This window comes from Pseudomonas sp. S5D5 (genome assembly GCF_003013355.1).
Lineage (GTDB): Bacteria > Pseudomonadota > Gammaproteobacteria > Pseudomonadales > Pseudomonadaceae > Aquipseudomonas > Aquipseudomonas aylmerensis.
In genome coordinates this window covers 5,474,916-5,494,381 of the sequence record NZ_PTEO01000001.1, presented here as the reverse complement: position 1 = coordinate 5,494,381, position 19,466 = coordinate 5,474,916, and the positions used below count along the sequence as shown (strand labels likewise).

The window sequence follows — 19,466 nt, the reverse complement described above, 5'->3', positions numbered from 1 at the left end:
CGGCTTTCGGGCACACCGAGCCCAGGCGAGGTGCCGAGTGGTGGGGCAAGAGCCCTTTTCGCCCAGCGGGCTGCCGCTCCCCCCCGTTTATCGTTATACTCGTCGGCTTTCAAAAGTTCGCCAACGAGTGCTGCCCGCCATGGAAATCAACCCGATCCTTAACACCATCAAGGACCTGTCCGAGCGCTCCGAAACTATTCGGGGGTATCTTTGACTACGATCAAAAGCATGAGCGTCTGACCGAAGTCAATCGCGAGCTTGAAGATCCGAGTGTCTGGAACAAACCTGAATACGCCCAGGAACTGGGCCGCGAGCGCGCTGCGCTGGCGCAGATCGTCGATACCCTTGACGAGTTGAACACCGGTCTGGCCGATTGCCGTGACCTGCTGGACATGGCCGTCGAAGAAAACGACGAAGGCGCAGTGGGCGATGTCGTCGCCGAGCTGGCCCGTCTCGAGGAAAACCTCGCCAAGCTTGAATTCCGCCGCATGTTCAGCCATGAAATGGACCCGAACAACGCCTACCTGGACATCCAGGCCGGCTCCGGCGGCACCGAAGCCCAGGACTGGGCCAACATCCTGTTGCGCATGTACCTGCGCTGGGCTGACAAACGCGGTTTCGACGCCACCATCATGGAGCTGTCGGCCGGTGAAGTCGCCGGCATCAAAGGCGCGACCGTGCACATCAAGGGTGAATACGCCTTTGGCTGGTTGCGGACCGAGATCGGCGTGCACCGCCTGGTGCGCAAGAGCCCGTTCGACTCCGGCAACCGTCGCCACACCTCGTTCTCTGCGGTGTTCGTCTCGCCAGAGATCGACGACAAGGTGGAAATCGAGATCAACCCGGCCGACCTGCGGATCGATACCTACCGTTCCTCCGGTGCCGGTGGCCAGCACGTAAACACCACCGACTCGGCCGTGCGTATTACCCACGTACCGACCAACACCGTGGTCAGCTGCCAGAACGAACGTTCCCAGCACGCGAACAAGGACACCGCCATGAAAATGCTGCGGGCCAAGTTGTACGAGCAGGAAATGCAGAAGCGCAACGCCGCGTCCCAGGCGCTGGAAGACACCAAGTCGGATATCGGCTGGGGCCACCAGATCCGTTCGTATGTGCTCGATGCCTCGCGGATCAAGGATCTGCGCACTAACATCGAACGCAGCGACTGCGACAAGGTGCTCGACGGCGATATCGACGAATACCTGGAAGCCAGCCTGAAATCAGGCCTGTAACAGGCTCCATACCGCGATCCCTGTAGGAGCCGGCTTGCCGGCGATCCCCGGCCGCAGGCCGGGGACAACGAACCAGATGGAATATTTAAAGACATGAGCGACCAACAACTCGACCAGGCCCTGCAACAGGAAGAAAACTCCCTGATCGCCCTGCGCAAGGAAAAGCTTGCTGCCGAGCGCGCCAAGGGCAATGCCTTCCCCAACGACTTCCGCCGCGACAACTACTGCGATGCCTTGCAGAAACAGTACGCGGACAAGACCAAGGAAGAGCTGGCTGAGGCTGCGATTCCGGTCAAGGTGGCAGGTCGCATCATGCTCAACCGTGGCTCGTTCATGGTGATCCAGGACATGACCGGTCGCATCCAGGTCTACGTCAACCGTAAAACCCTGTCCGAAGAAACCCTGGCCTCGGTGAAGACCTGGGACATGGGCGACATCATCGCCGCCGAAGGCACCCTGGCGCGTTCCGGCAAGGGCGACCTGTATGTCGAAATGACCAACGTGCGCCTGCTGACCAAATCCCTGCGCCCGCTGCCGGACAAGCACCACGGCCTGACCGACACCGAACAGCGTTACCGCCAGCGCTACGTCGACCTGATCGTCAACGAAGACGTGCGCCAGACTTTCCGCGTGCGTTCGCAAGTCATTGCGCACATCCGCAGCTTCCTGATGAAGCGTGACTTCCTCGAAGTCGAAACCCCGATGCTGCAAACCATCCCGGGTGGTGCCGCAGCCAAGCCGTTCGAAACCCACCACAATGCGCTGGACATGGAAATGTTCCTGCGTATCGCGCCGGAGCTGTACCTCAAGCGCCTGGTGGTTGGCGGCTTTGAAAAGGTGTTCGAGATCAACCGCAACTTCCGTAACGAAGGTGTTTCGACGCGTCACAACCCTGAATTCACCATGTTGGAGTTCTACCAGGCGTACGCCGACTACGAAGACAACATGGACCTGACCGAAGAACTGTTCCGCGAGCTGGCGCAGCTGGTCCTGGGCAGCACCGACGTGCCGTATGGCGACAAGGTGTTCCACTTCGGCGAGCCGTTCGTGCGCCTGTCGGTGTTCGACTCGATCCTCAAGTACAACCCGGAGCTGACCGCTGACGACCTGACCGACATCGACAAGGCCCGTGCCATCGCCAAGAAAGCCGGCGCCAAGGTGCTGGGTTTCGAAGGCTTGGGCAAGCTGCAGGTGATGATTTTCGAAGAACTGGTGGAGCACAAGCTGGAACAGCCGCACTTCATTACCCAGTACCCGTTCGAAGTGTCGCCGCTGGCTCGTCGCAACGACGACAACCCGAACGTCACCGACCGTTTCGAGCTGTTCATCGGTGGTCGCGAAATCGCCAACGCCTACTCCGAGCTTAACGACGCGGAAGACCAGGCCGAGCGCTTCATGGCCCAGGTGGCCGACAAGGACGCCGGCGATGACGAAGCCATGCACTACGACGCTGACTTCGTGCGCGCCCTGGAATACGGCATGCCGCCGACCGCGGGCGAAGGCATCGGCATCGACCGCCTGGTGATGTTGTTGACCAACTCGCCGTCGATCCGCGACGTGATCTTGTTCCCGCACATGCGGCCACAAGCGTAAGCGTAGCGAAATCCGAAGCCGCCTTTTATAAGGCGGCTTTTTTATGCGGCATTAACAAGCGTCAAGCAAACAGCGCCAGGGGATCGTTCCCGTGCCCTGCGTGGGAATGCACACCGTGACGCTCCGCGTCACTCTAATAAGGAAGATCAGTCGTGAACCGCGTAACCGCTCAAGAAGGCGCCGCCGGCATTGCCGCTGCCGTGGCTGAAAGCGTCCAGTACCAGGGCCGCAAGGCCAGCCGTCGGGGCAGCGAGCAACGCAGGCAAGACATTCTCGATGCGGCCATGCGCATTGTGGTGCGCGACGGCGTGCGGGCCGTGCGCCACCGGGCGGTGGCGGCGGAGGCGGGGGTGCCGTTGTCGGCAACCACCTACTACTTCAAGGATATCGATGACCTGCTCACCGATACCTTCGCCCAATACGTGGAGCGCAGCGCTGCCTTCATGGGCAAGTTGTGGGTGCGCAACGAAGGCCTGCTGCGCGAGATGGTCGCCTATGGCGATGGCAGCCCGGCGTCGCGCTCACAGCTGGCCGATGACATTGCGCGACTGACTGCCGACTACGTCATGCGCCAACTCAGCAATCGCCGTGAACACCTGATGGCCGAGCAGGCCTTTCGCCAGGAAGCCTTGCTCAACCCGCGCCTGGCGGAGCTGGTGCGCTCCCACCAGCAGATCCTGTTGCAGGGCACGGGGCAGTTTTTCCAGGTATTGGGCTCCCGCGAGCCGCAACAGGATGCCAAAGTGTTGACGGCGATAATCAGTCGGATGGAATATCAGGGCCTGCTGGGCGGCGCAGAGCCTCTGACCGCTGACGAGATGCTTGAGATTCTCAAGCGCTACATGCATTTGGTCCTGGCCTCGGTCTAGCCTCATGTGGGCGCTGGCTTGTCGAATCGTCGCACCGCTGCGATAGCATCACCGCGGTTTATCTGAAGCACCGCGGGGCCTGTATCGCAGGCGAGCCAGCTCCCACACTTTATGGAGTATGCAATGAAAGCCTGGCGTGTCGCGGTCATCGCTCTGTCGTTCCTGTTGCTCAGCGGTTGCCTGGTGACCTTCAAGGACCCGCTGCCGGCCCGGGAAGCCGCGCCGGAGGAACTGCTCGGCCAATGGACGAGCAAGAATGCCTGGGGCGAACCGCTCAACCTGCACATCACCCGCGCCGGCGAGCACCGTTATAAAGCCGTGAGCTACCCTACAGCCAAGCCGGGCCAGCGCGATGAGTACCTGTTTACAGTGTCGCGGCATGGCAGTCGCTGGTACCTGTCGGCGCGGTTGCCGGCCAAGCTGGGTGGCAATTACATCCTCGCGGGATTCGAGTTCGATGAAAAACACGAATTGGTGGTCTACAACCTCGACCTCGAGCAGATCCATCAGGCGATCGGCCAGCGCGCCTTGCACGGCAGCACCGTGGAGACCGTCGAAGGCGCCGGCGTGCGGGTGGACAGCCCCATGGACCAGGTGTTTGCCTACCTGGATGACCCGGCCAATGCCGATGTGTTCGTTGAAGCCGTGCGCTACCAGCGCGCGGGCAAATAACGTTTAAAGAGGAAGTAGCGGTGGACGATTACCAGCAGACGATACGCACCTTGTCTGATCGCATTGTGCTGGCGCAAACACCGATTCGCGTCCTCGACGCGGTGAAATGGGACGAAAACATTCGCCAGGGATTTCTCAAGGCCAAGGGCAAGGAACTGCCCGCCGTGGACCGCGACTATTACCTCAACCGGCCGCTGTCATTCGATTCCAGCGCGGTGAAGCTGGAGTTCCAGAACATTGAGCGTGACATCACGCGCCGCCTCGGCCAGTTCAGCCCGGTGGGGCAGATCATGCGCCGCATGTGCAAGGAGTACCGCATGGTGGTGCGCATGCTCGAGGCCCGTGGCACCGAGGACTTCGGCCTGATCTCCCAGGAGCTGTACGGCGCCGCCTCCGATGCCTTTCACGCCGGCGACCCGACCCTGGCGGACCTGGGCCTGATGCTCTCCGACTACCTGAACAACATCGACGGGCGTGGCGACCTCAAGGACGAAGCCAAGACCCTCACCGCCAAGGACGCCGTGGCGCTGCTGCAAACCCGCCTGAACCGGGTGTTTGGCGAGGCCGAAGAGACCATCCGCGTGTTCGAGTCCGACGGTATCGTCGCCGATGCAGCGGCGGGCGCCGACTACATCAAGATCCGCGCTGACGCGATGTTCAACGAGCGCGACGTGCGTGCGCTGGAAGTGCATGAAGGCCTGGTGCACGTCGGCACCACGCTCAATGGCCAGAACCAGCCAATCTGCACCTTTCTGTCCAAGGGCCCGCCGTCGTCCACCGTGACCCAGGAAGGCCTGGCGATATTGATGGAGATCATCACCTTCGCCTCCTACCCGAGCCGCCTGCGCAAGCTCACCAATCGCACCCGCGCCATCCACATGGTGGAAGAGGGCGCCGACTTCCTGCAGGTGTTCGAGTTCTTCCGCGAGCAGGGTTTTGAGATGGCCGAAAGCTACGGCAACGCCAGTCGCGTATTCCGTGGCTCGGTTCCGACCGGTCTGCCTTTCACCAAGGACTTGTCCTACCTGAAAGGCTTTATCATGGTCTACAACTACATCCAGCTGGCCGTGCGCAAGGGCAAGCTGGAACAAGTACCGCTGCTGTTCTGCGGCAAGACCACGCTGGAAGATATGCGCACCCTGCGCCAGCTGGTGGACGAGGGCCTGGTGGTGCCGCCCAAGTACCTGCCCGAGCAGTTTCGCGACATGAATGCGCTGGCGGCGTGGATGTGCTTCTCCAACTTCCTCAACCACTTGAGCCTGGACCGGATCGAGGCGGATTACTCGAATATCCTTTAACACCGATCTAGCTGTAGTTGGCGGCTTGCCGGCGATGGCTGCAGGAGACCGCGTTGCCTGCATCGCCGGCCAGCCGGCTCCTGCAGCGTTTCGGCGTTATTCAGATGTGTTGTTTAACTACTCACGAGGCTTCAACGGATGAGAATCCTCGGCATTCTATGCCTGCTACTCACATTGAACGGCTGCAGCTCACTGCTGTTCTATCCCGAGCCCGGCCTGCCGTTCACGCCGGAAAAAGCCCACCTGGATTACCGCGATGTCACAGTCACCACCGCTGACGGGGTCAAGCTGCATGCCTGGTGGCTGCCGGCCAAGCCCGGCGTGCCGCTCAAGGGCACAGTGCTGCACCTGCACGGTAACGGCGGCAACCTGGCCTGGCACCTGGGTGGCAGTTGGTGGTTGCCGGAGCAGGGCTACCAGGTGCTGCTGCTGGACTATCGCGGTTATGGGCTGTCGCAGGGCAAGCCGTCATTGCCGGCGGTCTATCAGGACGTGGACGCTGCCTTCAGCTGGCTCGACCAGGCCCCCGAGACCCGGGGCCAGCCGCTGATCGTCCTCGGTCAAAGCCTCGGCGGCGCGCTGGCGGTGCATTACCTGGCAGCCCACCCGGAGCGACAGGCGCAGCTCAAGGCCCTGGTGCTGGACGGCGTGCCCGCCAGTTATCGTGACGTAGGACAATTCGCCCTGAGCACCTCCTGGTTAACATGGCCGTTTCAGGTGCCGTTGTCCTGGCTGGTGCCGGATGGCGACAGTGCGATCCGCGCCATGCCGCAACTGACCGGTGTGCCCAAGCTGCTGTTCCACAGCCTGGATGACCCGATTGTGCCGGTGGCCAACGGCATCCGCCTGTACCAGGCCGCGCCGCCGCCTCGGGTGTTGCAGTTGACGCGCGGTGGCCACGTGCAGACCTTTGCCGACAAGACCTGGCAAACCGTGATGCTGCGTTACCTGGATGACCCGCAGCACTTCAACGGCCTGCGTCGCCTGGGCGAAATCCCGAATTATCCCGATTCTAAAGTTGATTCATCAGAGAGCCCGCAATGAGCGAAGAACGCAACATGATCCCGCTGATCCTCACCGGCATCGGCACCATCATCGGTACTGTCGGCTGCCTGTGGTACTACGGCTACCTGCACTTCGCCAAGCCGGAAGATGCGCTGCTGCTCAGCGATTTCACCCTGCTCAAGACCGTGCCCGGCGAAGACTACAAGATCTCGCTGACCCCGGCCGCGCAGGTGGCGCAGTGCGTCGACGGCGTGCTGGTGATGTTCGACACCGAGCAAAAAGGCTTGAGTGGCGTGCTGGTTAATAACAAGAAGCAGGCGGTACGTTGCCTGGGTCAGGAAACCCCGCAACTGCAGCAGTGAGCTGGCACATCGCCCCGTGGGAAAACGCCATTGAACCTGGCGATTAGTCCCTTGCTGCATGTGCGACCCGTAGCTGACCGGAACCATCTTTATTTACCCGCCACAGACTAAGGACTGATCGGAGCGACTGATCAGTCCTTTTTTAATTAATGAGTCTGGAGTTTGCATTTATGTCAGGTATCAACGGTGTATCGGGTTCAACGGGCTTGTCAGGCATTGGTGGTGGCCAAGGTCCCCAGCAAAGCCTTGATCAGCAGATTCAGGACGTACAAAACAAAATCAAGCAACAGTCACAAGGTTCCCAGGGCAGCCAGGGAAGCGGTGGAGCTGGGGGCGGGGGTAGCATTGAAGAGCTGGAGAAGCTACTGAAGAAACTGCTTGCAGAAAAGGCTCAAGGTGCTCAGGGCGGTGAAGGTGCACAAAATGGCCAGGGCTCACAAGACAGTCAAGGTGGCTCACAGGGCGGCGGCCAAATCCAGTCGCCCGACTACCAGGGTTCCAGCAAAGTCGGCGGCTGATTGCCATCTCTGCAAAGCCCGCCCGCCATGGGCGGGATTTGGTCAACGACCGAACGATAATGCTGAGCCAAGATTTTTTGGAACCATATCGCGTAAGGCGCCACACAAAGCGGTGTAACTTACTCAGATCAGGGCCGAGAAAGTGGCGATAATTGCAAATCCTGTACCTCCCGTACATCCGGCAAATCCTGAAAGTCAGGCATTTCGCAACCTGCTGAATATGAGCCGGTGCCATGTAGATCTTGAGCGGCGGACCGCGCAGGACCAGAAACAGGACCAGAAGATGAAGATGCCGGACGAGGACACACACCGTCCTATCCAGTTTGGCAATCCATAAAAAAACCCACCGTAAGGTGGGTTTTTTTATCCAGCATCAGGCCATCAGTTCGCTACGGACGAACGTGGTTTGACTGGCTGGTTGTCGTTGGAGATGGTCACTTCGACGCGGCGGTTCATGGCACGGCCCGATACGCTGCTGTTATCGGCAACCGGGTATTCCTTGCCATAGCCCTGGGTCACGATGCGCGAGATGTCCACGCCTTGCTGAGCCAGTGCACGCTGCACGGAAGCTGCACGACGCTCGGACAGGCTCTGGTTGTACGAGTCGGAACCGGTGCTGTCGGTGTAGCCTTCGACGATCACTTTGCGGTCCGGGTTGTCGCGCAGGAACTGCGCCAGCTTGGTGATGTTCACCAGGCCGCTGGATTTCAGGTCGGACTTGTTGGTGGCAAACAGCACGTCACCGAAAGTGACCAGCGTACCGCGATCGGTCTGCTTGGCATTCAGGCTGTCCTGCAGTTGCTTGATCTGCGCGTCACGGGCTTGCAGCAGGGCGCGAGCACGTTCGTCGCCGGCGTTTTTCAGCTTGGCTTCGGATTCGCGCAGCACGATGGTGTCTTTCGCCACTTCAACGCGCTGGTTGGTCAGGTAGGCCAGCTGGTCGACTTTCTTCTGGTCTTCCTTGTCGCGGTAGGCCTTGTCAGCCTTGTCCAGCCAGTCCTGGGCGTCCTTGGTTTCCAGCGCCGCTACCTTGGTGGCATTCGGGTTGGCTTGCAGGGCCGAGAAGTTGGTCCGTGCATTTTCCAGGTTCGCGTTCGGCGGGGTGGAGCACGCCGCCAAGGCAACGCTCATCGCCAGCAGGGCAGGGATCATCAATTGTTTACGCATAGTCGTGTCGTCCTTTCAATTCGATATCGGGTGCATTGCAATCAGGGGCGGCGGCTTATTGCTGCTTGATAACAGCCGGGCGCATGCCTTCCTGACGCAGCTCCTGAACAGCTTTCTGGGAGTCCTTCACAGCCTGTTCGGCTTTGGCGGCCTGGGCTTTACGCTCAGCGACGCGAGCGTCCCACTCGGCTTGTTCAGCCAGGCGACGGGCTTCGTCGTAGTTCTTGTCGTGCATGGCAATCTCGGCTTGCTTGAGCTTGTCCTGGGCCGACTTCATTTCTACGGCTGCGTACTCGGTGCCGCCGGCGCTGACAGCGCTGTTCACCGCCGATTGGGTAACTGCGTACTGCTCGGTCGGCGGGTTGCCGGCGCAGCCAGCCAAAACGAAGCTGGTGCCGATTGCCAGCGCGGCCAACTTGAGCCCGCGCAGATGGTTAAACGAGGATTTGGCAGTGCTGGTCTTCATCGTCTTCAACTCCATTGGGTAACTCCTGAAAAACATCAAAATCCATGTCACTGGTCAGCGGTGCGGGGCCCGGCGGTAAAGCACGAAAAGCCCTTTCAAACGGCCGTTCCAAGTGATGGCTTACTGGCTGTGACCGGAGGCTTTTTTCAAAAGTTCAGAAGAGATGGCGATTTGCCTAAAAAAATAACTGACTGAATGGTCAGCCTGAAAAACTTGGAACTTTTGCCGCGCGCGGAGGTAGGTCGGGCCCGTGAAGGGCCCGGATTACAAGGGGAAGAACGGGGTGGGGTCAGTGTTTCTGCTCGTCCGAACTGCTCGACATATCGTGCAGATAACGTCGCGACAGCGTCAGGAAACGTGGGGTAGGGCCGACGTCTTCGTAGAGCGGGTCGCCCTCTTCATCGGTGGCAACCACCTGTTGTCCCTTGATATAGGGAAAGCTGGCTTCCAGCTCTTCGAGGGCGGCGCCGATCAGCTCGCCGAGCAGTTCTTCGGTATGGCGCTTGGGGTACATTTCCGCGATGGCCGCCAGCCTTGCGGCGGACTCCACATCCAGATGGATGGCGTACTCGGTCTTGGTCAAGCGACCCTTGGCGTTCTCTTCCCAATGCTGGGCCAGTTCTCGGATTTTCATGGCAACCTCAATAAAGCCCGCGATGGCGGGCGGTGATGAGTGTCCAGCCGCGTGCGTGGATAAACACAGGCGACTCACAGTTGAGACTAGCTGCAAGTCACAAGGTTTAAAGTCTTGTCATAAACCGATGCTGGCGGCACTCTGGAAAACCTGCGCGTCCCGGATTTCTGGCTGGAGATTGGCTGATGAGTGATATCGATGCACGCTTGCGTGAGGATGTTCACCTCTTGGGTGAGCTGTTGGGCAACACCATTCGAGAGCAGTACGGCGATGATTTTCTCGACAAGATCGAGCAGATCCGCAAGGGCGCCAAGGCCGACCGGCGTGGCGCGGCCGCGGAGAAAGCCGCGGGCGATGAACTGAGCGCCAGCCTCAATCAGTTGAAGGAAGACGAACTGCTGCCCGTGGCGCGGGCCTTCAACCAGTTTCTCAACCTGGCCAATATTGCCGAGCAGTACCAGCTGATTCACCGGCGTGATGAATCGCAACCAGCACCGTTCGAATCCCGGGTGCTGCCGGAGTTGCTGGCGCGCCTGCAAAGCGAAGGCCACAGCAACGAGTCCCTGGCCCGCCAGTTGGGGCGCCTGGAGATCGAGCTGGTCCTTACCGCCCACCCGACCGAAGTGGCGCGCCGCACCCTGATCCAGAAATACGATGCGATTGCCGCGCAGCTGGCATTGCAGGATCACCGCGACCTCACCACCGCCGAGCGCGAGCAGATCCGCCAGCGCCTGCAGCGCTTGATCGCCGAAGCCTGGCACACCGAAGAAATCCGCCGCACTCGTCCCACGCCGGTGGACGAGGCCAAGTGGGGCTTTGCGGTGATCGAGCATTCTCTGTGGCATGCCATCCCGAATTATCTGCGCAAGGCTGACCAGGCCTTGCATGCCGCTACCGGCCTGCATTTGCCCCTGGAGGCGGCGCCGATTCGGTTTGCATCGTGGATGGGGGGCGACCGCGACGGCAACCCGAATGTCACCGCGCCGGTCACCCGCGAAGTACTGCTGCTGGCGCGCTGGATGGCGGCCGATCTGTACCTGCGCGATATCGATCATCTGGCGTCCGAATTGTCGATGCAGCACGCCAGCGCGGCGTTGCAGGCCAAGGTCGGTGACAGCGTCGAACCGTACCGTGCGCTGCTCAAGCAATTGCGCGAACGCCTGCGCGCCACGCGCAGTTGGGCGCATGCCTCATTGACGACCAGCACCCCGGCGCCGGCCGAAGTGTTGCAAAACAACCGTGACCTGCTCGACCCGCTGGAGCTGTGCTACGAGTCGCTGCACGAATGCGGCATGGGCGTGATCGCCGATGGTCCGCTGCTCGACTGCCTGCGCCGCGCGGTGACTTTTGGTCTGTTCCTGGTGCGCCTGGACGTGCGCCAGGACTCCAGCCGGCATTCGGCGGCCATGACGGAAATCACCGATTACCTCGGCCTCGGTCGTTATGAAGACTGGGACGAAGAGGCACGCATCAGTTTCCTGACCAAGGAGCTAAGCAATCGCCGCCCGCTGCTGCCGGGGTATTTCAAACCGTCGGCGGACACGGCCGAGGTGTTGAATACCTGCAAGGAAATCGCCGCCGCGCCGGCAGCATCGCTGGGTTCCTACGTCATCTCCATGGCCGGCGCCGCGTCGGACGTACTCGCGGTGCAACTGTTGCTGAAAGAGTCGGGCGTGCAGCGGCCGATGCGCGTGGTGCCGTTGTTCGAAACCCTGGCTGACCTGGATAACGCCGGGCCGGTGATGGAACGCCTGCTGCAACTGCCGGGCTACCGCGCCCGTTTACAGGGCCCGCAGGAAGTGATGATCGGCTATTCGGACTCGGCCAAGGACGCCGGCACCACCGCCGCAGCCTGGGCGCAGTACCGGGCGCAGGAACGCCTGGTGGATATCTGCCGCGAGCAACAGGTGGAACTGCTGTTGTTCCATGGCCGTGGCGGCACGGTCGGGCGCGGTGGCGGCCCGGCTCACGCGGCGATCCTGTCGCAGCCGCCGGGTTCGGTGGCGGGGCGTTTCCGCACCACTGAACAAGGCGAAATGATCCGTTTCAAATTCGGCCTGCCGGACATTGCCGAGCAGAACCTCAATCTTTACCTGGCAGCGGTGTTGGAAGCGACGCTGTTGCCGCCGCCTCCGCCGGAACCGGCCTGGCGCCATTTGATGGACGAATTGGCGGCGGACGGTGTCAGCGCTTACCGCGCGGTGGTGCGGGAAAATCCGCAATTCGTCGAGTATTTCCGCCAATCCACACCGGAGCAGGAGCTCGGTCGCTTGCCCCTCGGCAGTCGTCCGGCCAAGCGTCGTGCCGGTGGCATCGAAAGCCTGCGCGCCATCCCGTGGATCTTCGGCTGGACCCAGACCCGCCTGATGCTGCCGGCATGGCTCGGCTGGGAAGCTGCGTTGAGCAAGGCGCTGGAACGTGGCGAAGGCGAACTGCTCGGGCAGATGCGTGAGCAGTGGCCGTTCTTCCGGACCCGCATCGACATGCTCGAAATGGTCCTGGCCAAGGCGGATGCCGACATTGCGCGGCTGTATGACGAGCGCCTGGTGCAGCCGGACCTGTTGCCATTGGGCGCGCACTTACGCGACCTATTGTCGCAGGCGTGCACGGTGGTGCTTGGCCTGACCGGCCAGTCGCAACTGTTGGCCCATAGCCCCGACACCCTGGAGTTCATCCGCCTGCGCAACACCTACCTTGACCCCCTGCACCTGCTGCAGGCTGAGTTGCTGGCGCGCTCGCGCCAGCAGGAAGCGGCGCAGGACAGCCCTCTGGAACAGGCGCTGCTGGTGTCTGTGGCCGGTATCGCCGCCGGTTTACGCAACACCGGTTGAGGTTTTACGCGTGTTCTCAAAGGCTTGCAGATGAAGTACGCCAGCCGCCAGAAAATGGGCGGTTGGCGTTTGCACGGCCGGGTTGCACTCAGGCACACCCCACCTATGGTGCATGTATGGCGCGGGTTCTTGCGACTTTCGGCGGCTTGTGTGCTTAGGGTCTGCTGTGTATCTTGATCAGCCTTTGGCCGTTTGTGCGGCCCGAATCCTATTTTTACGAGATTGGCCCCACGCGGCGAATCCGAGCGTCATCTCTATAAAAAATTGAGGAGCACATCGATGCGCGTCATTCTGCTGGGAGCTCCCGGGGCCGGTAAAGGTACTCAGGCAAAGTTCATCACTGAAAAATTCGGCATTCCACAAATCTCCACCGGTGACATGCTGCGCGCTGCGGTAAAAGCAGGCACCGAGCTGGGCGTCAAAGCCAAGGGCATCATGGATGCCGGCGGCCTGGTGTCCGATGACCTGATCATCGCCCTGGTCCAGGACCGTATCGCGCAACCAGATTGCGCCAAGGGTTTCCTGTTCGACGGTTTCCCACGCACCATTCCCCAGGCTGAAGCCTTGGTGACGGCTGGTGTCGAGCTGGATGCCGTGGTCGAAATCGCCGTTGAAGACGAAGAAATCGTCCAGCGTATCGCCGGTCGTCGCGTTCACGAGGCCTCGGGCCGCGTGTACCACACCGTCTACAACCCGCCAAAGGTTGAAGGCAAGGACGATATCACCGGCGAAGACCTGGTGCAGCGCAAGGACGACACCGAAGAAACCGTGCGTCATCGCCTGTCGGTCTACCATTCCCAGACCAAGCCGCTGGTGGATTTCTACCAGAAGCTGTCTGCTGCCCAAGGCAAGCCGAAGTACAGCCACATCCCTGGCGTCGGCTCCGTGGAAGCGATCACCGCCAAGGTGCTGCAAGCCCTGAGCTGATCAATCGCTCGGCTTCACAGTAACGGCCCGCTTGCGGGCCGTTGTTGTTTATACTGGCGCACTTTTTTTCGACTTGGACACCTACACCGATGAGCACCCTGCTGGCCCTGGACACCGCGACTGAAGCTTGCTCCGTTGCCTTGCTGCACGATGGCAAAGTAACGAGCCACTACGAGGTGATCCCACGCCTGCACGCGCAGAAGCTGTTGCCGATGATCAAGCAACTGCTCGAAGACGCCGGCACGACCCTGGCTGCCGTGGATGCCATCGCCTTCGGCCGTGGTCCGGGTGCGTTTACAGGCGTGCGGATCGCCATCGGTGTGGTCCAGGGCCTGGCGTTTGCGCTCGAGCGCCCGGTGTTGCCGGTCTCCAACCTGGCGGTGCTGGCGCAGCGTGCCTTGCGCGAGCACGGCGCACGGCAGGTGGCGGCGGCGATTGATGCGCGCATGGATGAAGTCTATTGGGGCTGCTACCGCGAAACCGCTGGCGAAATGCGCCTGGTCGGCGTGGAGGACGTGCAGCCGCCGGAGTCAGCGGCATTGCCAAGTGACGCCAGTGGCGACTGGTTCGGCGCTGGCACCGGCTGGGGGTATGGCGAGCGTATCGCGGTGCCGCTGGTGGGCCAGGACGCCACACTGTTGCCCCATGCCGAAGACCTGCTGACGCTGGCACGCTTTGCATTCGAGCGGGGCGAGGCGATTCCTGCCGACCAGGCGGCCCCGGTGTACCTGCGCGATAAGGTCGCGCAAACCAAGGCTGAGCGCGGGATAATTTGACGTCAAAAATGCTGGCAATTTGGGACTAAAGTCGCCAATCGTCAGAATTTGCCGGCGTTTTTAAACCTTTTACAAATTATGTGTTCTAGTTATCACCAGAGCATTTGCGCGCTACGGATTGCGCCACTAAAATGCCATCACCGATACCGAGTTCGCATCGATGCGTATAGACGGCTTTTCCTCACAGTCCTACCCCATCAAGCGCAAGCCACGTAAGGCGAACGTCACGGTAGACGAGTCCGTCGAGGATTCGCCGGACTTCATCGAAGTCCAGTCTGAAGCATCATCCAGCCAGCAAGGCCCTGCAGGTGCCCGCACCAGCGGCCTTCCGGCCCGTCAGCAAGACATGGTCTTCCCTCGCTCCATGAGCAAAAGCGTCGCCACCGCCCTGGCCAGCTACCTGACCACCGCCGGTTTTGTCGAATGGGATATGGAAGTGCTGGGCCTCGACATCCACATCTGATGCGCCTGCCTTATTTCATCGGTTGCCCGTCCTGGAGCGAAAACGCCTGGCGCGAGTACCTGTACCCCGTCGATGCCCGTTCCAGCGACTACCTCGCGCTATATTCCCAGGTCTTCAACGCCGTTGAAGGCAATACCACCTTTTATGCCCGCCCCTCGGCCGCCACTGTGCAGCGCTGGGCTGAAATCATGCCGGAGGATTTTCGCTTCACTGCTAAATTTCCCGGTGACATCAGCCACGGCGGCGACCTGCGTGAGCAGTTGCCGGCGGCGGAAAGCTTCGTCGGGCTGATGAGTCCGCTGGGTGAGCGCGTCTCGCCGCTGTGGCTGCAACTCTCGGCCAGCTTTTCGCCGCAACGGCTGGGCGAGCTGGCGGGTTTTATCGATGCGCTGGAGCGGCCGCTGGCGGTCGAAGTGCGGCACCCGGAGTTCTTCGCCAAGGGCGATGCCGAGCGCATGCTCAACCGTCTGCTGCGCGACCGCGGGGTCGAACGCATCTGTCTCGACCCGCGTGCATTATTCAGTTGCACCTCCACCTCAGCCGCCGTGCTGCATGCCCAATCGAAAAAGCCCAAGGTGCCAACACGGCCTGCGGCACTGACCCAGTTTCCCCAGGTGCGTTTTATTGGTCATCCGGAGCTTGAGGCCAATGACCCATTCCTGATCCCGTGGGTGGAAAAAATCGCCGGCTGGATTGAAGAAGGCCGCACCCCCTACGTGTTCCTGCACACCTCGGACAACCGCCTGGCCGCGCAATTGGCCCTGCGCTTTCACGCCAAGCTGATGGCGCGTTTGCCCGGCCTGCCGGCGTTGCCGACCTTGCATCGAGAACCCGCAGCGGAGCAACTGGGGTTACTCTAGGGCTCCTTTTTCCGCCAGGAGTCAGTCATGGATGCCCAAACCCTTCGCGCCGAAACTTTCAAGGCCTTGCATGAGCGCGACCGCGCGTTTGTGATGCCCAACCCGTGGGATGCTGGCTCGGCGATCATGCTCGCCAGCCTCGGCTTTGAAGCCCTGGCCACTACCAGCGCAGGGTATGCCTTCAGCCTGGGGCGGCCGGATGCCGAAGGGGCACTGTCGCTGGAAGACACACTCGCCAATGCCGGTGTGATCGCCCGGGCGACCACGCTGCCGGTGGCGGCCGACCTGGAAAACGGCTTCAGCGACACGCCCGACGGCTGCGCCCAGACCATTCTGCGTGCGGCTGCCAGCGGGATCGTCGGTGGCTCCATCGAAGATGCCACCGGCATTGCCGTCGACCCGATCTATCCCTTTGATCTGTCCGTAGAGCGTGTGGAAGCTGCAGTCGCCGCTGCACGCAGCCTGCCATTCCCGTTCATGCTTACCGCCCGTGCGGAAAACCTCCTGCATGGTCGCCTGGATTTGCCTGACACCATCCGCCGGCTGCAGGCCTACGCCGAAGCCGGTGCCGATGTGCTGTATGCGCCCGGCCTGCGCAGTGCCGAGGACGTGCTGGCGGTGGTCAAGGCCGTCGCGCCCAAGCCTGTGAATGTGCTGATGTCCGGTGGGTTGAAACTGAGCGTGGCGCAATTGAGCGAAATGGGCGTCAAGCGCATCAGCGTGGGCTCGGCCATGGCGTTGGCGGCGTATGGCGAGTTCTACCGGGCCGCGCAGGAAGTCTATTCGTCGGGCACGTTTACCTTCACTGAACGCTCGATGCCCTACAGCCAGGCGACGCAATTCTTCAAGGACTGACCCGTGCGTTTTTTTACCGTGGTGGGGATGCTGCTGTTATTGGCCGGCGCAGCGGTGCTGGGTGTCTGGCGCGGCTGGGTGCCTTTACCGGCGGAGTGGAACCCCTGGGCGCCGTTGGATGTGCGTGCCGCCCCGAACCTGCTGACGCGGTTCAAGCTCGGGCGGTTGCAGGATGATCCCGCGCTGTGCGACCAGGTACTGAAAACGTCCGGCCTGCGCGTCAGCCATCAAGCGGATACACCGGCCGATGCGGCGTGCCCACTGCGCAATGTGCTGCGCGTGCAAGGTGCCGACGTGGGCCTGAGCAGCAGCTTTCTCGCCAGTTGCCCGTTGGCCGTGGCGTTTGCACTGTTCGAGCGCCACAGCCTGCAACCGGCGGCCCAGGCGGTGTTTGGCCAGGCGGTGACGCGGGTCGATCACTTGGGCAGCTTCGCTTGCCGCAACATGTATAACCGTGCCGAAGGGCGACTCAGCCAGCATGCGTCGGCGAATGCCGTGGATATCGCCGGCTTTCGCCTGGCAGACGGGCGCAGCATCAGTGTGCTCAAGGATTGGCCGGGAGAGGGCGACGCTGCGCGCTTTTTGCGCCAGGTGCGCGAGGGCGCCTGCAACGATTTCAATGTGGTGTTGAGCCCGGACTACAACGCCGCGCACCGCAACCATTTCCATCTGGACATGGGGCGCTGGTGGGTGTGTCGCTAGGTTTACGCGGCCAAGCGCAGGTTGTGGGTGATCAGTGGGCGAGCCCAGTAGTAATCGAAATCCAGGGCTTTTTGCTGCGCCACCAACTCCTCTTCGGGGTACGGCGTGGCGGCCGGCGGCAACAGGTCCAGTTCGAACTCGGCAATCGGCAAGTGCAGTGGCCGTGGCTCAGGCGCCGGGCCCGGTTCGGGCAGTGGCTGGCCGGCGGTCAGCACGATCGGGCGGACCCAGCCGCTCTCGAAATTCTGCTGGCGTTGCTGGGCGACGATTTCCTCCGGTGGGAACGGGGTTGCCGGCGGTGGCAGCAACTCGGTTTCAAATTCGGCAATCGGCAGGAACAGCGGCTCAGGCGGGGCGATTTCGGTGTCTTTCACCTCGCATTCACGCTGGGTCAGAATCTGCGACAACAGGTCGGCACCTTCGCTGGGCTCGACCGCCGGGTCCAGCGGCTCAGGCGCCTTGGCGGCGAGCGCGTCCGGCGTCTCACCGAGCTGCTCGGCCAGCGCGCGGGCGAAGAAGTCCTGCCACACATGACTCACCCCGGCCAGCGCTTGAGTATTGCGCAGGCCGTAGTGGTTATGGGTCGGCAGTACACCGATGGTTAGGGGAAGAATGTCTGACATTTTTCTCGGTCGACGCTCAGCTCTGGCAAAATACCTGACTGTTGTTTTTATCGGCCGACTTTTGCCGATCCTTAATATTTTTGAGCGTAGTGATTGATGAGCGAACAACCCGCGGCCAGCCGCATCCAGGTCGAGGCCTTGGCCGAAGGTTTCAAGGACCGCGCCGCGCAGTGGGCTGCGCTGCTTGGCTTGCCGTTGCAGCTGGACGAGGCGGACTTTTCCCTGCAGGTTGGCGAGCAGGGCCTGCAGCTGCAACAGCTAGGCCCTGACGCACCGGGGCCAGTGCGCGTGGACTTCGTGGAAGGCGGTGCTGCTCACCGCCGGTTATACGGCGGCGGCAGCGGCCAGATGATTGCCAAGGCGGTGGGCATCGCCCAGGGCGTGCGTCCGCGCGTGCTGGATGCCACGGCCGGGCTGGGCAAGGACGCGTTCGTGCTGGCCAGCCTCGGCTGCGAGATGAGCCTGATCGAGCGCCAGCCGTTGATCGGCGCCTTGCTCGAAGACGGCCTGGCGCGCGCTGCGCAGGATTTTGACGTGGCGCCAATCGTGGCGCGCATGACCTTGCTCAAGGGTAATTCCATCGACGTGATGCTCAACTGGCAAGGCGAGCCGCCCCAGGTGATCTACCTCGACCCGATGTTTCCCCATCGTGAGAAAACCGCCCTGGTGAAGAAGGAAATGCGCTTGTTCCGTCCACTGGTCGGCGATGATCCGGACGCCCCGGCGTTGCTCGCTGCCGCCCTGGCCTTGGCCAGCCACCGCGTGGTGGTCAAGCGTCCACGCAAGGCGCCGTGCATCGACGGGCCCAAGCCGAGCCATGCGCTGGATGGCAAGTCCAGCCGGTATGACATCTACCCCAAGAAGGCGCTCAAGCCTTAAGCCTTCATTGATCTGGAGGGCCCTATCGCTGGCAGGCCAGCGATAGGGCCGGTCAAGACAGCACAGCGCTTCAGGCCCGGTAAGCGCGCATAAACAACCCCACCACCTCCTGCACATGCGCTTCAGCGTCTGCTTCGCTCAAGTGTCCGCCGCAGCCATACAACAGGCAGAAATTCGCCGTGCCCTTGAGCAGGCAGAAGAAGTGTTCGGCTGCCCTGAAGGGTTTGTCGATGGCCAGGGCGCCGCTCTGGTCGATCCTGCTCAGCAGTCGCTCCATGCCTTGCAGCATGCGCATGGGCCCGGCCTCGAAGAAGATCTGTGAGAGTTTCACGTCCTGATTGCCGGTGGTCATCATCAGGCGATGCAGGTTCACCGATTCCTCGCTGTTGATCAGCCGATGGAACCCCCGCGCGATATTCAGCAACACCGTCTCCACCGGCAGCCCTTCAGGCAGTTCGAAATACATCACCGGCAATTGTTCTTCGCACGTGGCCACCACGGCAGCGGTGAACAAGGTTTCCTTGTCGGTGAAGTGGCTGTAGACGGTCAGCTTCGACACGCCGGCTTCAAGCGCCACGGCATCCATGCTGGTGCTGGCGTAGCCATTGCTCAAGAACAGGGTCTTCGCTGCCGAGAGGATAGCCTGGCGTTTTGCCATGTCCTTGGGACGCCCGGGGCTATTGGTGTTTACACGATTGTCGGACATTTTCACCTTTAATACTGGACTGGTG

The 19,466-nt window shown here is 61.5% G+C and carries 21 protein-coding genes; 16 read left to right on the top strand and 5 right to left on the bottom strand.

The features are described from left to right. Positions 1-139 precede the first annotated feature (139 nt). The 8 genes from prfB to C9990_RS25055 all read left to right on the top strand — a co-directional run bounded on the left by prfB (position 140) and on the right by C9990_RS25055 (position 7,552). A protein-coding gene (gene prfB / locus C9990_RS25090; protein ID WP_098465888.1) for a peptide chain release factor 2 occupies positions 140-1,235 on the top strand; the annotation gives its coding sequence in 2 pieces (ribosomal slippage) (positions 140-211 and positions 213-1,235; 1,095 coding nt in all). 93 nt (positions 1,236-1,328) lie between these two features. Then, entirely contained in the window at positions 1,329-2,828 is a 1,500-nt protein-coding gene (gene lysS, locus C9990_RS25085) for a lysine--tRNA ligase (RefSeq protein WP_106804979.1), read from the top strand. A gap of 152 nt (positions 2,829-2,980) precedes the next feature. Continuing rightward, entirely contained in the window at positions 2,981-3,697 is a 717-nt protein-coding gene (locus C9990_RS25080) for a TetR/AcrR family transcriptional regulator (protein ID WP_065903180.1), read from the top strand. A gap of 123 nt (positions 3,698-3,820) precedes the next feature. Beyond that, positions 3,821-4,369, top strand: a complete 549-nt coding sequence (locus tag C9990_RS25075) for a hypothetical protein (RefSeq protein WP_106804978.1) — start codon at positions 3,821-3,823, stop codon at positions 4,367-4,369. 20 nt (positions 4,370-4,389) lie between these two features. After that, positions 4,390-5,667, top strand: a complete 1,278-nt coding sequence (locus C9990_RS25070) for a flavohemoglobin expression-modulating QEGLA motif protein (RefSeq protein ID WP_065903174.1) — start codon at positions 4,390-4,392, stop codon at positions 5,665-5,667. Between the two features lie 138 nt (positions 5,668-5,805). Further along, on the top strand, positions 5,806-6,711 hold the full coding sequence (locus C9990_RS25065) for an alpha/beta hydrolase (RefSeq protein WP_106804977.1): 906 nt from the start codon (positions 5,806-5,808) through the stop codon (positions 6,709-6,711). Further along, complete coding sequence (locus tag C9990_RS25060; protein ID WP_064054946.1) at positions 6,708-7,034, top strand: hypothetical protein; 327 nt, start codon at positions 6,708-6,710, stop codon at positions 7,032-7,034. Before C9990_RS25065 ends, C9990_RS25060 begins: the two co-directional genes overlap by 4 nt. Before the next feature lie 170 nt (positions 7,035-7,204). Further along, a complete protein-coding gene (locus tag C9990_RS25055) occupies positions 7,205-7,552 on the top strand; it encodes a hypothetical protein (protein WP_065903169.1) in 348 nt (115 codons plus the stop codon). A gap of 381 nt (positions 7,553-7,933) precedes the next feature. Here the strand turns inward: C9990_RS25055 and C9990_RS25050 are convergent, their stop codons facing one another. The 3 genes from C9990_RS25050 to C9990_RS25040 all read right to left on the bottom strand — a co-directional run bounded on the left by C9990_RS25050 (position 7,934) and on the right by C9990_RS25040 (position 9,819). Beyond that, the gene (locus C9990_RS25050; RefSeq protein ID WP_065903166.1) at positions 7,934-8,719 is read right to left on the bottom strand and encodes an OmpA family protein; all 786 of its coding nucleotides are present in this window, start codon (positions 8,717-8,719) and stop codon (positions 7,934-7,936) included. Positions 8,720-8,774: 55 nt separating this feature from the next. Then, entirely contained in the window at positions 8,775-9,185 is a 411-nt protein-coding gene (locus tag C9990_RS25045) for a DUF4398 domain-containing protein (RefSeq protein WP_177343934.1), read from the bottom strand. A gap of 289 nt (positions 9,186-9,474) precedes the next feature. Then, on the bottom strand, positions 9,475-9,819 hold the full coding sequence (locus tag C9990_RS25040; RefSeq protein WP_065903159.1) for a pilin assembly protein: 345 nt from the start codon (positions 9,817-9,819) through the stop codon (positions 9,475-9,477). Positions 9,820-10,004: 185 nt separating this feature from the next. On the opposite strand from C9990_RS25040, the gene ppc reads away from it, so the two are divergent. The 7 genes from ppc (at position 10,005) to C9990_RS25005 (ending at position 17,233) form a co-directional block, all read left to right on the top strand. Then, the gene (gene ppc / locus C9990_RS25035; protein ID WP_106804976.1) at positions 10,005-12,650 is read left to right on the top strand and encodes a phosphoenolpyruvate carboxylase; all 2,646 of its coding nucleotides are present in this window, start codon (positions 10,005-10,007) and stop codon (positions 12,648-12,650) included. Between the two features lie 279 nt (positions 12,651-12,929). Further along, positions 12,930-13,577, top strand: a complete 648-nt coding sequence (adk, locus tag C9990_RS25030; RefSeq protein WP_065903153.1) for an adenylate kinase — start codon at positions 12,930-12,932, stop codon at positions 13,575-13,577. Positions 13,578-13,666: 89 nt separating this feature from the next. Then, positions 13,667-14,353, top strand: coding sequence for a tRNA (adenosine(37)-N6)-threonylcarbamoyltransferase complex dimerization subunit type 1 TsaB (gene tsaB, locus C9990_RS25025; RefSeq protein ID WP_106804975.1), 687 nt, complete (start codon positions 13,667-13,669; stop codon positions 14,351-14,353). 160 nt (positions 14,354-14,513) lie between these two features. Then, positions 14,514-14,816 carry a hypothetical protein gene (locus C9990_RS25020; RefSeq protein WP_065903149.1) on the top strand — a complete coding sequence of 101 codons (303 nt, stop codon included), beginning with the start codon at positions 14,514-14,516 and terminating at the stop codon, positions 14,814-14,816. Continuing rightward, a complete protein-coding gene (locus C9990_RS25015; RefSeq protein WP_065903147.1) occupies positions 14,816-15,676 on the top strand; it encodes a DUF72 domain-containing protein in 861 nt (286 codons plus the stop codon). The genes C9990_RS25020 and C9990_RS25015 overlap by 1 nt, the downstream gene beginning before the upstream one ends. A 27-nt stretch (positions 15,677-15,703) precedes the next feature. Further along, positions 15,704-16,531: an isocitrate lyase/phosphoenolpyruvate mutase family protein gene (locus C9990_RS25010; RefSeq protein ID WP_065903145.1), complete on the top strand. Its 828-nt coding sequence runs from the start codon at positions 15,704-15,706 to the stop codon at positions 16,529-16,531. A gap of 27 nt (positions 16,532-16,558) precedes the next feature. Then, a complete protein-coding gene (locus C9990_RS25005; protein ID WP_371920709.1) occupies positions 16,559-17,233 on the top strand; it encodes an extensin family protein in 675 nt (224 codons plus the stop codon). Between the two features lie 2 nt (positions 17,234-17,235). Here the strand turns inward: C9990_RS25005 and C9990_RS25000 are convergent, their stop codons facing one another. Next, positions 17,236-17,856 (bottom strand): energy transducer TonB, encoded by a 621-nt coding sequence (locus tag C9990_RS25000; protein ID WP_106804973.1) that lies wholly within the window; start codon positions 17,854-17,856, stop codon positions 17,236-17,238. 96 nt (positions 17,857-17,952) lie between these two features. Between C9990_RS25000 and C9990_RS24995 the strand changes: the two genes are divergently transcribed. After that, positions 17,953-18,735 (top strand): class I SAM-dependent methyltransferase, encoded by a 783-nt coding sequence (locus tag C9990_RS24995; protein WP_065903133.1) that lies wholly within the window; start codon positions 17,953-17,955, stop codon positions 18,733-18,735. Positions 18,736-18,805: 70 nt separating this feature from the next. Here C9990_RS24995 and C9990_RS24990 read toward each other — a convergent pair whose 3' ends face one another. After that, positions 18,806-19,441 (bottom strand): TetR/AcrR family transcriptional regulator, encoded by a 636-nt coding sequence (locus tag C9990_RS24990; protein ID WP_106804972.1) that lies wholly within the window; start codon positions 19,439-19,441, stop codon positions 18,806-18,808. Positions 19,442-19,466: the final 25 nt, after the last annotated feature.